11 protein-coding genes are annotated in these 13626 nt (G+C 71.0%); 4 read left to right on the plus strand and 7 right to left on the minus strand.

Annotation, left to right across the window (positions count from 1 at the left end):
• Nucleotides 1–52 precede the first annotated feature (52 nt).
• On the plus strand, nucleotides 53–2491 hold the full coding sequence (locus ACFZBP_RS36190; protein WP_391419696.1) for a glycoside hydrolase family 3 C-terminal domain-containing protein: 2439 nt from the start codon (nucleotides 53–55) through the stop codon (nucleotides 2489–2491).
• A gap of 82 nt (nucleotides 2492–2573) precedes the next feature.
• Here the strand turns inward: ACFZBP_RS36190 and ACFZBP_RS36195 are convergent, their stop codons facing one another.
• Nucleotides 2574–3551, minus strand: a complete 978-nt coding sequence (locus tag ACFZBP_RS36195) for a galactose-1-epimerase (protein ID WP_391419698.1) — start codon at nucleotides 3549–3551, stop codon at nucleotides 2574–2576.
• 10 nt (nucleotides 3552–3561) lie between these two features.
• Nucleotides 3562–4452, minus strand: a complete 891-nt coding sequence (locus ACFZBP_RS36200; protein WP_391419701.1) for an SGNH/GDSL hydrolase family protein — start codon at nucleotides 4450–4452, stop codon at nucleotides 3562–3564.
• Between the two features lie 256 nt (nucleotides 4453–4708).
• Here ACFZBP_RS36200 and ACFZBP_RS36205 point away from each other — a divergent pair, with 256 nt between their 5' ends.
• Nucleotides 4709–5203, plus strand: a complete 495-nt coding sequence (locus ACFZBP_RS36205) for a DUF3145 domain-containing protein (protein ID WP_100826020.1) — start codon at nucleotides 4709–4711, stop codon at nucleotides 5201–5203.
• A 158-nt stretch (nucleotides 5204–5361) separates the two neighbouring features.
• On the opposite strand, the gene fabF is transcribed toward ACFZBP_RS36205, so the two are convergent.
• From fabF to fasR, 5 genes are all read right to left on the minus strand, one after another.
• Nucleotides 5362–6633, minus strand: a complete 1272-nt coding sequence (gene fabF / locus ACFZBP_RS36210) for a beta-ketoacyl-ACP synthase II (protein ID WP_391419704.1) — start codon at nucleotides 6631–6633, stop codon at nucleotides 5362–5364.
• 85 nt (nucleotides 6634–6718) lie between these two features.
• Complete coding sequence (locus ACFZBP_RS36215; protein ID WP_004001566.1) at nucleotides 6719–6967, minus strand: acyl carrier protein; 249 nt, start codon at nucleotides 6965–6967, stop codon at nucleotides 6719–6721.
• A gap of 111 nt (nucleotides 6968–7078) precedes the next feature.
• Nucleotides 7079–8110, minus strand: coding sequence for a beta-ketoacyl-ACP synthase 3 (locus ACFZBP_RS36220; protein ID WP_391419706.1), 1032 nt, complete (start codon nucleotides 8108–8110; stop codon nucleotides 7079–7081).
• A gap of 14 nt (nucleotides 8111–8124) precedes the next feature.
• Nucleotides 8125–9036: an acyltransferase domain-containing protein gene (locus ACFZBP_RS36225; RefSeq protein ID WP_391419708.1), complete on the minus strand. Its 912-nt coding sequence runs from the start codon at nucleotides 9034–9036 to the stop codon at nucleotides 8125–8127.
• Between the two features lie 89 nt (nucleotides 9037–9125).
• Complete coding sequence (fasR, locus tag ACFZBP_RS36230) at nucleotides 9126–10331, minus strand: fatty acid biosynthesis transcriptional regulator FasR (RefSeq protein ID WP_383450412.1); 1206 nt, start codon at nucleotides 10329–10331, stop codon at nucleotides 9126–9128.
• Nucleotides 10332–10601: 270 nt separating this feature from the next.
• Between fasR and ACFZBP_RS36235 the strand changes: the two genes are divergently transcribed.
• The gene (locus ACFZBP_RS36235) at nucleotides 10602–11276 is read left to right on the plus strand and encodes a pirin family protein (protein ID WP_391419786.1); all 675 of its coding nucleotides are present in this window, start codon (nucleotides 10602–10604) and stop codon (nucleotides 11274–11276) included.
• An 84-nt stretch (nucleotides 11277–11360) separates the two neighbouring features.
• Nucleotides 11361–13619, plus strand: a complete 2259-nt coding sequence (locus ACFZBP_RS36240) for an MMPL family transporter (protein ID WP_391419711.1) — start codon at nucleotides 11361–11363, stop codon at nucleotides 13617–13619.
• Nucleotides 13620–13626: the final 7 nt, after the last annotated feature.

Genomic DNA, 13626 nt, shown 5'->3' on the forward strand with positions numbered 1-13626 from the left:
TGCAGGATGGGGAGCGGCGAACACACCCCGGACTCAACGAGGAGGCACCGCGATGGCGGGAACCCGCACCCAGGCCGACGAAGCGCGCGAGGCGGTCGTCGAGGCCGCCCTCGCCCGGCTCGACCTCGACGCGAAGGCACGGCTGCTCTCCGGTCAGGACATGTGGACGCTGCCCGCGCTCCCGGAGATCGGCCTGCGATCCCTCGTCATGTCCGACGGCCCGATCGGCGTCCGGGGCGTGCGCTGGACCGCCGACGACCCGTCCGTCGCCCTGCCCTCGCCCACCGCCCTCGCCGCCGCCTGGGACCCGGAACTCGCCCGCAGGGCCGGGGTGCTGCTCGCCCAGGAGGCCTGCCGCAAGGGCGTGCACGTACTCCTCGCGCCCACCGTCAACCTGCATCGCTCCCCGCTCGGCGGCCGGCACTTCGAGGCCTACAGCGAGGACCCGTATCTGACGGGCACGATCGGCGCGGGCTGTGTGAACGGCGTCCAGTCCGGCGGCGTCGGCACCACCGTCAAGCACTTCGTCGCCAACGACGCCGAGACCGAGCGCTTCACCGTGAACAACAAGGTCAGCGCACGCGCCCTGCGCGAGCTGTACCTGGCGCCCTTCGAGACCATCGTCGAGAACGCCCACCCCTGGGGCATCATGACCGCCTACAACACGGTCAACGGCACGACGATGTCCGAGCACCACCACCTCGTGAACGAGGTCCTGCGCGGCGAATGGGGCTTCGACGGCTTCAACGTCTCCGACTGGCTGGCCGCCCGGTCGACCGTCGGCGCGATCGAGGGCGGCCTCGACGTCGCCATGCCCGGCCCGAAGACCGTGTACGGCGGGCCCCTCGCCCAGGCCGTACGGGACGGGAAGGTCGACGAGGCCAAGGTCGACGCCGCCGTGCGCAACGTCCTGCGGCTGGCCGCCCGCGTCGGCATCCTGGAGGGCGCCGAGCCCGTCGTCACGGAGCACCCCGCGGCCGTGGACGGCATCGCGCTGGCCCGCGAGATCGCCCGCCGCTCCTTCGTCCTGGTCCGCAACCAGGGTGCCCTGCCGCTCGGGCCGACCGGCACGGTCGCGCTCATAGGCGCCGCCGCCCGCGACGCCCGCGTGCTCGGCGGCGGCTCCGCCACCGTCTTCCCCGACCGGATCGTCTCCCCGCTCGACGGCCTCACCGCCGCCCTCCCCGAGGGCGCCCTCACCTACGCCGTCGGCGCCGACCCCAACACCGAACTCGGCGTCGCCGACAAGGGATTCGAGCTGCGCGCCGTGTGCCGGGACGCCGAGGGGAACGTCATCGGCACCGGCTCCGCCCCCAACGGCCAGATCCAGTGGGTGGGTTCAGACCTTCCCGAGGGCGTCACCCACGACACCCTGCACACCGTCGAGCTGACCGGCACCTTCACCCCGCGCGAGACCGGCCCCCACACCTTCGGCATCAAGGGCGTCGGCGCCTTCGAGCTCACCATCGACGGCACGACGTACTACGACGACTTCCAGCCCCCGGAGAGGGACGACCCCTTCATCACCTTCTTCGGCGCCCCCGTCTCCCGTGCCCAGCCCGAACTCACCGCCGGCGAACCGGTCGAGGTCTCCCTCACCCACGTCGTCGAGTTCCCCGAGGGCGTCCCGCTGAAGGCCGTCGCTTTCACCCTCACCCATCAGGAGCCCCGGCGCGACGCCGACGAGCTGATCGCCGAGGCCGTCGCGGCCGCCCGGCACGCAGACACGGCCGTCGTCGTGGTCGCCACCACCGAACGCGTCGAGTCCGAGGGCTTCGACCGCAAGGACCTCACGCTGCCCGGCTGCCAGGACGACCTGGTCCGCGCCGTCGCCGCCGCCAACCCCAACACCGTGGTGATCGTCAACTCCGGCTCCCCGGTCGAGCTGCCCTGGCGGGAGGACGTCGCCGCCGTGCTGCTCAGCTGGTTCCCGGGCCAGGAGGGCGGCGCCGCCCTGGCCGACGTCCTCACCGGAGCGCACGAGCCCGGCGGCCGGCTGCCCACCACCTGGGGCTCCCTGGCCGACGCCCCCGTCACCCAGGTCGTCCCCGAGGCCGGTGAACTGGCGTACACCGAGGACGTCTTCATCGGCTACCGCGCCTGGGAGAAGGAGGGCCGCGCCCCGTCGTACCCCTTCGGGCACGGCCTCGGCTACACCGACTGGACGTACGAGTCCGCCAAGGTCGAGGGCACCACGGTCACGGTCCGCGTCCGCAACTCCGGCGAGCGTGCGGGACGCGAGGTGGTGCAGGTGTACCTGGCGCCGGGGGGCGAGCCCGACGCCGGCCGTCCGGCGCGATGGCTGGCCGGGTTCGCGGGTGTGGAGGCGGGGCCGGGGGAGACCGCCGAAGCGGTGATCGAGATGCCGCGCCGCGCTTTCGAGACGTGGGACGAGACGACCAATGCGTGGACCTTTGTGAAGGGTTCGTACGAGATCCAGGTGAGTCGCTCGATCGCCGACCGTCGAGTGACGGCGACGATTAACGTCTGAGCCGGGAGAAGTACCCCAGGAACAGCCCCGGCCCGGGTCCTGACGCCCGGGCCGGGGCTTTGGTCTCCCTCGCCCGGCGGGCTCAGCGGGCCGAGAAGCCGTACACCGTCTCCGAACGGAACACCTCGCCCGGCCGCAGCACCGTGGACGGGAAGTCCGGCCGGTTCGGGGAGTCCGGGAAGTGCTGGGTCTCCAGCGCGATGCCGTCGCCCGGCGCGAACGGCTCGGTCAGATGGTCGGCCGTGTACAGCTGCAGCCCCGGCTCCGTGGTCGCCACCGTCAGCACCCGTCCGGTCGACGGGTCGTACAGCTCGGCGACCTCCTCCGCACTCTCCGTCACCCCCTTGTCGAGCACGAAGTTGTGGTCGTACCCCTCACCGACCTTCCGCGCCGCACGGAAGTCGAACCGCGTGCCCGCCACCTCGTCCGGCGCACCGGTCGGAATGAGGTCCGCGTCCACCGGGGTGAACCGGGAGGCGGCCAGCCGCAGCTCATGCCCGCCCGCGCTCCCCGCCCGCGCCCCGGCCAGGTTGAAGTAGCTGTGGTTGGTCAGGTTCACCACGGTCGGCGCGTCCGCCACCGCCTCGTACGCGATCCGCAGCGCCCCGTCCGCGTCCAGGGTGTAGGTCGCCGAGACGTCGAGACGCCCGGGAAAGCCCTCCTCGCCGTGCGGACTGACCCGGCTGAGCCGCACACCGTGCTCGACCGGCGTCACCTCCCACACGCGCTTGTCGAAGCCGCGCTCGCCGCCGTGCAGCGAGTTGGGCGGATTGTTCGGGTCGAGCGCGTACGTCAGACCGTCCAGCGGGAACCGGCCGCCCGCGATCCGGTTGGCGTACCGCCCGATGAGAGCACCGAGATAGGGCCCGGGGTGGGTGAGGTACCCGTCCAGATCGGCGAAGCCCAGCACCACGTCCGCCGCGTGCCCGTCCCGGTCCGGCACCTCCAACGACTGCACGATCCCGCCGTACGACAGCACCCGGACCCGGACGCCCGCGCGCTCCAGCGTCCAGCGATGGATCTGCGTACCGTCGGAAAGTGTGCCGAAGTGTTCGCTCATGAGCGGAACACTAGTTCGTGATCCTCCGGTAGGCGATCTCGGCCAGCCGTGCCTGACCGTTCACACTCGGATGGAACCAGTCCCACTGGCTCAGCTGCTCGGCACCGAACCGGAAGTCGTACACCGCGCCGCCGTCGAACCGGCAGTGGCGGTCCTTCGCACAGACCTCCTCCAGCACCTTGTTGTACGCCTCCACCCGCCCCTGCACCGTCTCGCGCCGCTGGTTGGCCGCCGAGGTCAGCGACTCGGCGTCGCCCAGCATCGACGGACAGATGCCCAGCTTCCACACCTGCCGGCCCACCGGACTGGTCCGGCCCTGCTCCCACAGCCGCATCAGGTTCGGCACGCTCGCCACATACACCTGCGTCTTCGGCAGCGCCTCCCGCAACGTGCCCATGGCGTCCTCGAACTGCGAGCGGAACTCGGCCACCGACGTCATCGCGTCCGTCGTGTCCCGGCAGGCGTCGTTCGCCCCCGCCATCACCGCCACCAGCTCCGGCCGGTGCGCCACCGCCCGCGCCATCTGCCCCGGCACGTCCGCCATCCGCGCCCCGGTCACCGCGTGGTTCCAGCTGCGCTTCGCCGCGTCCGCCTTCCCCAGCAGCCGTACGGCGAGACTGTCGACCCGCGGACTGCTGCCCGTCACCCACGACACCTCGGGGCAGTCCGACAGGACCGTACAGGCGTCGAAACCGGTCGTGATGGAGTCACCGACAGCCGCGATCGACGCCGGACTGCGGTCCCACGCCGGCGTCGGCTTCGGCGAGGGGCGCGCGCTCCCCGCCTCGGTGCCGGACGGCGCCGGGGAGTTGCCGCCGACGGCGTCACAGCCGGCGACGCCCAGCACGGTCGCGGTCACCGCGGCGAACACCGCACGCGAAAGGTGCCGTCGCTTCGGCATCCGTGGTCCATCCCCTCGCTCGGCCCCGTCATTGGTCTCCAACCCATGACAACGCACGAGGGTTCCCATCCGGCTCATGCAACGGCTCACACCCGTACAAGCGTCCTGCCGGGTGAATGGCGGGCGTTTCGCGGCACCGGGACCGACGGTACGTCACACTCCTTGCGCCGCCGCACGGTAGCCTCGCCATCAACGTGGCCGCCCGGCCACGATCGTCCGCCAGTTCGCAAGATGTCCGCTCTGCCCGGAGGTCCCGGTGACGACACGTGGAGTTCTGTACGTGCACTCCGCGCCGCGCGCGTTGTGCCCGCATGTCGAGTGGGCCGTCGCCGGGGTGCTCGGCACGCGCGTCAACCTCGACTGGATCCGGCAGCCCGCCGCGCCCGGCACCTGGCGCTCGGAGTTCTCCTGGCAGGCCGAGGCCGGCACCGCCTCCAAGCTGGCCTCCGCCCTGCGCGGTTGGCACCTCCTCCGCTTCGAGGTCACCGCGGAGCCCTGCCCCACCGCCGAGGGCGAGCGCTACAGCTGCACCCCCGACCTGGGCATCTTCCACGCCGTCACCGGCATCCACGGCGACATCCTCATCCCCGAGGACCGCCTGCGCGCCGCCCTGACCCGTTCCCAGCGCGGCGAGACCGATCTGGAGGCCGAGATCGCCAAGCTCCTCGGCAAGCCGTGGGACGACGAGTTGGAGCCGTTCAGGTACGCGGGCGAGGGAGCGCCGGTGCGCTGGTTGCACCAGGTCGTCTAGAGGGGCAGGGCGAGGGCGCCGGGTTTGTGGGTATCAGGGGCGCGGGGAACCGCGCGACAAGCCCCCACCGCCCCGCAGCCGGCCGACAACAGTCACCACCAACGGCGATGGCCCGAACTCTTCCCAGAGTCCGGGCCATCTCTCAGCTGACGCCGACCTCAAACAGACCGGAACGCCAGCACGACATTGTGCCCACCGAACCCGAACGAATCGTTCAGCGCGGCGATCCGCCCCTCGACAGGCAACTTCCGCGCCTCCCCACGGACGACGTCGGCATTCGCCTCGGCCTCCGGGTCGAGGTTCTCGACATTGATGGTCGGCGGAGCCACCCGGTGGTACAGCGCGAGCACCGTCGCCACGGTCTCGACACCACCGGCACCACCCAGCAGATGCCCCGTCATCGACTTCGTGGCCGAGACGGCCATGTGGTCGGCGTCGTCCCCGAACACCTTCCGCAGCGCCTTCAGCTCGGCGATGTCACCGGCAGGCGTCGACGTCGCGTGCGCGTTGACGTGCACGATCTCCGCCGGGTCCAGGTCGTTGCGCTCCAGCAGGTTCCGCAGGGCCTGCGAGATACCGCGGCCCTCGGGCTCGGGCTGCACGATGTCGTGCGCGTCGGCGGAGATGCCCTGCCCGACCGCCTCGGCGTACACCCGGGCCCCGCGCTTGGCGGCGTGCTCGGCGGACTCCAGGACGATCACGCCGGCGCCCTCACCGAGGACGAAGCCGTCGCGGGCGACGTCGTAGGGACGCGACGCGCCCTGCGGGTCGTCGTTGTTCTTGGACATCGCCATCATGTTGCCGAACGCGGCGATCGGCAGCGGGTGGATCGCCGCCTCCGTGCCACCCGCGACGACGACGTCGGCACGGCCGGTGCGGATCATCTCGATGGCGTAGCCGATGGCCTCGGCGCCCGAAGCGCAGGCGGAGACCGGCGTGTGCACGCCCGCACGGGCGCCCACGAGCAGGCCCACGTTGGCGGAGGGACCGTTCGGCATCAGCATGGGGACGGTGTGCGGGGAGACGCGGCGGACGCCCTTCTCCTTGAGCACGTCGTACTGGTCGAGCAGCGTCGTCACACCGCCGATGCCGGAGGCGACGACAGCTCCCAGGCGGTCGGGGTCGACGTTCGGGTCCTCACCGGCCTTGGCCTCGAACCCGGCGTCCTTCCACGCCTCCTGCGCGGCGATCAGCGCGAACTGCGCCGAACGGTCCAGTCGGCGGGCCTGCGGCCGCGGGATGACCTCGGTCGGCTCGACGGCGACCGGCGCGGCGATACGGACCGCCTGGTCGGCGGCCCACTCCTGCTCCAGGGGCTTGACGCCGGACTTGCCGGCGATCAGGCCCTCCCAGGTAGAGGCTGCGTCGCCACCCAGCGGTGTGGTTGCGCCGATACCGGTGACGACCACGGTGCGATTGGTCGGGCTCACGGGAATTTCTTTCTCCAAGGAATGGGGATTCAGCGGCGCCACCGCCGGGTGGCGGGGCAGTCAGCCCAGAAGCGTGATCGGAGGATCAGCCCTGGTGCTTGAGGATGTAGTCGGTCGCGTCGCCCACGGTCTTGAGGTTCTTGACGTCCTCGTCCGGGATCTTCACGTCGAAGCGCTCTTCGGCGGCGACGACGACCTCGACCATGGACAGCGAGTCGACGTCCAGGTCGTCGGTGAAGGACTTGTCCAGCTGGACGTCCTCAACCGGGATGCCGGCGATCTCGTTCACGATGTCGGCGAGACCGGCGACGATCTCTTCCTGAGTGGCGGCCATCTTGGCGCTCCTTCGTTGTTGTTCAGGTTGTTCAGCGAGTTTTCGCTCCCGCCGCGGCAGCGACGGGTGGTGCGGTTCCCGTGCCGGCTCACAAGATCCGGCACGGAGTGCCTAGGGGAGAGTAACGACCGTCGCGGCGTATACGAGACCCGCCCCGAATCCGATGACTAGCGCGGTGTCGCCGCTCTTCGCCTCGCCGGTCGCCAGGAGCCGCTCCATCGCGAGCGGGATCGAGGCGGCCGAGGTGTTGCCGGTGGTGCGCACGTCGCGGGCGACCGTGACGTGCTCCGGCAGCTTCAGTGTCTTCACCATCGAGTCGATGATCCGCTCGTTGGCCTGGTGCGGAATGAAGACGTCCAGGTCGTCCGGGGTGATCCCGGCCGCGTCCAGCGCCTGCTGGGCGACCTTCGCCATCTCGAACACGGCCCAGCGGAACACCGCCTGGCCCTCCTGCGTGATCGCGGGGAACTTGACGTTTCCCTCGCTGTCGAGCGGGAGCTTGGAGACGTCGCCGATCCGGAACTGGTTCCACGGCACCGTCTGCTTGATCGTCTCGGACTTGTCGCCCTCGGAACCCCACACCGTCGGACCGATGTGCGGTTCCTCGGAGGGGCCGACCACGACCGCGCCGGCGCCGTCGCCGAACAGGAACGCCGTCGCCCGGTCCTCCAGGTCGGTGAGGTCGGACAGCCGCTCCACGCCGATGACCAGGACGTACTCGGCACTGCCCTCGACGATCATGCCCTTGGCGAGGGTCAGGCCGTAACCGAAGCCCGCGCAGCCGGCCGAGATGTCGAAGGCCGCGGCCTTGTTCGTGCCCAGCTTGTCGGCGATCTCGGTCGCGACGGCCGGGGTCTGCCGGAAGTTCGAGACGGTCGAGACGATCACGCCACCGATCTGCTCGGCGGAGATCCCGGCGTCGGCGATCGCCTTGCCGGACGCCTCGATCGACATCGCGGCGACGGTCTCCTCGTCGTTCGCCCAGTGCCGCGTCTCGATACCGGAGCGCGAACGGATCCACTCGTCGGACGAGTCGATCTTCTCCAGGATCACCTCGTTGGGCACCACCCGGGTCGGACGGTACCCGCCGACGCCGAGGATGCGCGCGTACGGGGCGCCCTTGCTGGGCTTCAGCTTCGCCATGCTCGGGCTCCTTGTCAGGCGTGCTCTGCGATGAGCTCGCGAGCAGCGTCCAGGTCGTCGGGGGTCTTCAGCGCCAGGGTCGTCACACCCGGCAGCGCGCGCTTGGCCAGACCGGTCAGCGTGCCACCCGGGCACACCTCGATCAGGGCCGTGACGCCGAGCTCCTTGAAGGTCTCCATGCACAGGTCCCAGCGGACCGGGTTGGCGACCTGCCCGACGAGACGTTCCAGCACCTCGGCGCCGGCGGCGACCGTCCGGCCGTCCTTGTTGGAGACGTAGGTGACCCGCGGGTCGCCGGGCACGAGCTCCTTGGCGGCCTCGGCCAGCTTCTCGACCGCGGGGCCCATGTGGTGCGTGTGGAACGCGCCCGCGACCTTCAGCGGAACGACCTTGCGCACCCCCTCGGGCTTGTCCTCGTTCAGCGCGGCGAGCTGCTCCATGGTGCCCGCGGCCACGATCTGACCGGCGCCGTTGATGTTCGCCGGGGTCAGCCCCAGCTTCTCCAGGTGCGCGACCGAGGTGCCCGGGTCGCCGCCGAGCAGCGCCGACATACCGGTCTCGGTGATCGCGGCGGCCTCGGCCATGGCCAGACCCCGCTTGCGTACGAGGGTCAGCGCGGCGGTGTCGTCGAGGACGCCGGCGAAGGCGGCCGCGGTGATCTCACCGACGCTGTGACCGGCCACGGCCCCGGGCGCAATGTCACCCAGTGCCGCGGCGGACAGGATGCCGGCCGCGACCAGCAGCGGCTGCGCCACGGAGGTGTCCCGGATGGCGTCGGCGTCGGCCTGCGTGCCGTAGTGGACGAGGTCCAGTCCGATGGCGTCGGACCACGCGGCGACGCGGTCCGCGGCACCGGGGAGTTCGAGCCAGGGAGTCAGGAAGCCGGGCGTCTGGGCGCCCTGGCCGGGAGCGACGAGTACGAGCACTCTCACACTCTCTCTTGGGGACGGGCACGGCCGCCCGTGGGGACAAGGACGAAGAACACGAGGGGGTTTTGTGGGCCCCCGACAAAACCCTAGAGCTGAAGATCGCCGTCGACCAGACGCCCCAGGATCAGCGCGATCCGCAGAGTGAACGCGGAGCGTACATCGGAAGGCGACCAGCCGGTGACGTCAGTCACACGTCGAAGCCGGTAGCGCACGGTGTTCGGATGAACGAAGAGCATCCGTGCGGCCCCCTCGAGGCTGCTCGCCTGCTCCAGATAGACCGAGAGCGTCTCCAGCAGAGCCGACCCGGCCTCCTCCAGCGGTCTGTAGATCTCCTCCACCAACTGCTCACGCGCACTGGGATCACCGGCGATGGCGCGCTCCGGCAGGAGATCGTCAGCCAGCACCGGCCGCGGCGCGTCCTGCCAGGCCGAACACGCCTTCAGCCCCGCGGCGGCGGCCTGCGCGGACCGGGTGGCGGCCAGCAGATCCGGTACGACGGGCCCCGCCACGACCGGCCCGGCGGCATACGGCCCGATCAGCGACTTCGCGACGGCGATGGGATTGTCACTGCCGCCCGCGATGACGACGAGCCGGTCCCCGAGCACCCCGGTCAGCACCTGGAGCTTGGCGTGCCGGGCCGCCCGCCGGATGGCCTCGACGGTCAGCTCGCTGTCCCCGTCGGGCGCGGTCCCGAGCACGACACACACATGCTCCGGTGAGTTCCACCCGAGAGCGGCGGCCCTGCTCACGGCGCCCTCGTCCGCCTCCCCGCTCAGCACGGCGTTCACGACGAGCGACTCCAGCCGGGCGTCCCAGGCACCGCGTGCCTCGGCGGCCTGGGCATAGACCTGGGCGGTGGCGAAGGCGATCTCCCGGGCGTAGACCAGCAGCGCCTCCCGCAGCACGCTCTCGTCACCGGGAGCGGCGACCTCGTCGATGGCCGACTCCATCACCTCGATGGTGGTGCGCACCATCTCCACGGTCTGACGGAGGGTGATGGCACGGGTCAGCTCACGAGGCGCGGTCCCGAAGACATCGGTGGAGATCGCCTGGGGCGCGTCGGGATGCCGGAACCACTCGGTGAAGGCGGCGATACCGGCCTGCGCGACCAGACCGATCCAGGAACGGTTCTCCGGGGGCATGGCCCGGTACCACGGCAGCGTCTCATCCATCCGCGCGATGGCCTGCGCGGCGAGAGAACCGGACGACTTCTCGAGCCGCTTCAAGGTCGCGGAGTGCGGGTGGACGTCGTGCGCGGCGGGTTCGGACTTACGGGCTACGGGTTCGGGCACGGGGACAAGACTGCCTTATCGGGACGCGGGAGCGTGTCGGAGGGGGTTGGTGGCTCGGTGGGCAGTGCCCTTTCAGCCCGTCCGGCGTTTGAGGACGATGCCCTTCGGGCCGACCGGGGGTCCGGGGGGCGGAGCCCCCTGGCGGGGTGGAAGGGGCGGAGCCCCTTCAAGGGATGGGACGGGTAGGGGCGGCGGGGGCGAGGGAAAAGGTCGGAGGCCGTCGGCGTCGGGGGCCGGTGGCCGGCCCGGCAGGGATACCGTGGGGCCGTGATGGACGTACGGCGCGCCACGGAGCGCTACCCCGGAGGGGACCCGGCAGCGGGGATCTCCTCGCGCCACGCCTTCTCCTTCGGCCCCCACTACGACCCCGACAACCTCCGCTTCGGCGCGATGATCGCCTGCAACGAGGAACACCTCGAACCCGGCGCCGGCTTCGACGAGCACCCGCACAGCCACACCGAGATCGTGACCTGGGTCGTCGAGGGCGAACTGACACACCGGGACTCCACGGGACACGAGACCCGGGTCGCCCCCGGGGACGTACAGCGGCTCAGCTCCGCAGGAGGCGTGCGGCACGTCGAACGCAACGACGCCGACGTGCCCCTGACCTTCGTCCAGACCTGGCTGGCCCCGCTGACACCGGGCGGCGACCCGGCGTACGAGATCGTCCACGGCATCGCGGACTCGACGCCGTACGCCGTCCCGGAGGCGGGCGCCATGCTCCACGTACGGCGGCTGGGCGCGGGCGAGCGGACGGCCGTGCCGGACGGGGCGTACCTGTACGTGCATGTCGTGCGAGGCGCGATCCGCCTGGGCGAGGAGGAACTGAGTGCCGGGGACGCGGCGCGCATCACCGGCGCCGAGGGGCTGGAGGCGGTGGGGGTGAGCCCGGCCGAGCTGCTGATGTGGGAGATGGCCGGGGAGCGGCGAGCAGCAGGCGGGTAGGGGTGGGGCTCGAGATGCCCAAGTGGTCTGAGCAGCGTCAAATGGAGGTGTCTCACACCCGCCCGGCAGAGAAGAGCCGAGCCCATGGCACGACGCACGACGAGCGAAGGGGGACGGGGCGACGCCCCGCAGAAGGGGGGACTGCGACGGCTCGGTGAGTGGTGCGCCCACCACTTCGTGATCGTCATCGTCGCCTGGGTCGTCGCGCTCGGTGTGCTCCAGGCCCTCAACCACATCCACGGCGGGGAGTACTCGGACAACTTCGCCCTGTCCGACGTGCAGTCCGAGAAGGGCCTGGACGTCCTCAAGGCGCACGATCCCAAGGCCGGCGGCTACAGCAGCCAGATCGTGCTGCACGACGCGGACAAGTCCCTGACCTCGGTCGGCTCGCAGATGTCGACCACCGTCGCCGACCTCCAGAAGCTGCCGCACGTGCTGAGCGTGCAGAACCCGCTGGAGGCCCAGTCCTCGAAGGTCGGCCCGCTGTCCTCGGACGGGAAGACCGGCTACATCACCATCCGCTTCAACGAGCAGCCCTCCCTGCTGGGCGACAGCTACCTGAACGGCGTCGACAGCGCCGTGGAGCCGCTCAGACAGGCCGGCGTCGACGTCGAGTACGGCGGATCGCTCGGCGAGCTGGAGCGGCCCGCCGGCAACGACCGGATCAGCGAGGCGATCGGGTTCGGCGTCGCCATCGTCGTCCTGCTCATCGGCTTCGGCAGTGTGATCGCGGCCGGGTTGCCGCTGGTCACGGCGCTGATCGGGGTGGTCGGCGGACTGGCCTGCCTCGGGCTGCTCGCCATCGCGTTCACCTTCGCCACCGTCTCGCCCACCCTGGCCACGATGATCGGCCTCGGCGTCGGCATCGACTACGCCCTCTTCCTGCTCACCCGGCACCGGCAGAACCTCATGGACGGCGCCGACCCGGTGCGCGCCGCCGGCCACGCCGCCGCCACGAGCGGACGCGCGGTCCTGGTCTCCGGTACGACGGTGATCGTCGCCCTGATGGGCCTGTGGGTGTCCGGCGTGGACTTCATCGGCCTGCTCGGCGTCGCCGCGGCCGTCACGGTCGTCTCGGCGGTCCTCGGCGCGCTGACCCTGGTCCCCGCCCTGCTGGGGCTGGTCGGCCGCAACGTCGACCGCTGGCACGTCCGCAGGCCCATCGCCGAGACCGAGGCGGCGGGCGACACCTCCCAGGGCACCTGGCACCGGTACGCCAAGCGCGTCGAGCACCATCCGTGGCGGTACCTGTCCGCAGGCATCGTCACCGTCGCGGTGCTCGCCATCCCCGTCTTCTCGATCCAGCTCGGCCACATCGGCGACGGCGCCGACCCCACGTCCTTCACCGACCGGCGGGCCTTCGACCTGATGACGGACGCCTTCGGCGCGGGCTCCAACGGCCCGCTGACGATCGTCGTGGACCAGACGAACGTACCCGAGTCGCAACGCTCCGACCTGGCCTCGAAGACCCAGCAGGCCCTGAACGACGAGCCCGGGACCGCCTTCGTCAGCCCGCTGCAGCCGACCCAGGACGGCGACGTCCTCGTCGGCACGGTCTACTCGTCGGTGTCCCCGCAGAACAAGGACACCACCGACCTCACCAACCGGCTCTACGACCACACCCTCCCCGACGCGGCCGCGGGCACCGACGCCAAGGGCTACGTCACCGGGACCACGGCCGCCCAGGTCGACTTCCGCGACATCGTCGCGCAGCGGCTGCCGCTGATCATCGCCGTCGTGGTGGGCCTAGCCTTCCTGATCGTCCTCGCGGTCTTCCGCGGCCTGCTGGTCGCGGTGAAGGCGGCCGTCCTGAACGTCCTGTCGATCGCGGCCTCGTACGGTGTCGTCGTCGCGGTGTTCCAGTGGGGCTGGGGCGGGCCCGCGCTGGGGGTGCACGGCAAGGTGCCCATCGAGAGCTATGTGCCGATGATGATGTTCGCCATCATCTTCGGGCTCAGCATGGACTACGAGATCTTCCTGCTGTCCCGGGTGCACGAGGCGTGGCTGCGCACCGGGGACGCCAAGGACTCGGTCGCCCACGCGCTGGAGATCACCGCGCGGGTGATCACCTGCGCGGCGCTGATCATGGTGAGCGTGTTCGCGGCCTTCATCATCAGCGACAACATCGTCGTCAAGATGCTGGGCCTGGGACTCGCCGTCAGCGTGCTCATCGACGCCACGGTGGTCCGGCTGCTGATGGTGCCCGCCGTGATGACCCTGCTCGGCGAGCACGCCTGGTGGACGCCCCGGTGGCTGGACAGGATCCTGCCGCACATCGACACCGAGGGCGCCGGCGAGAAACTCGGCGCCCTGCCGGAGCCGGGAGCGCCCCGGGACAGGTGACCCGCGG

Source organism: Streptomyces sp. NPDC008086 (assembly GCF_042957325.1).
Taxonomy (GTDB): Bacteria; Actinomycetota; Actinomycetes; order Streptomycetales; family Streptomycetaceae; genus Streptomyces.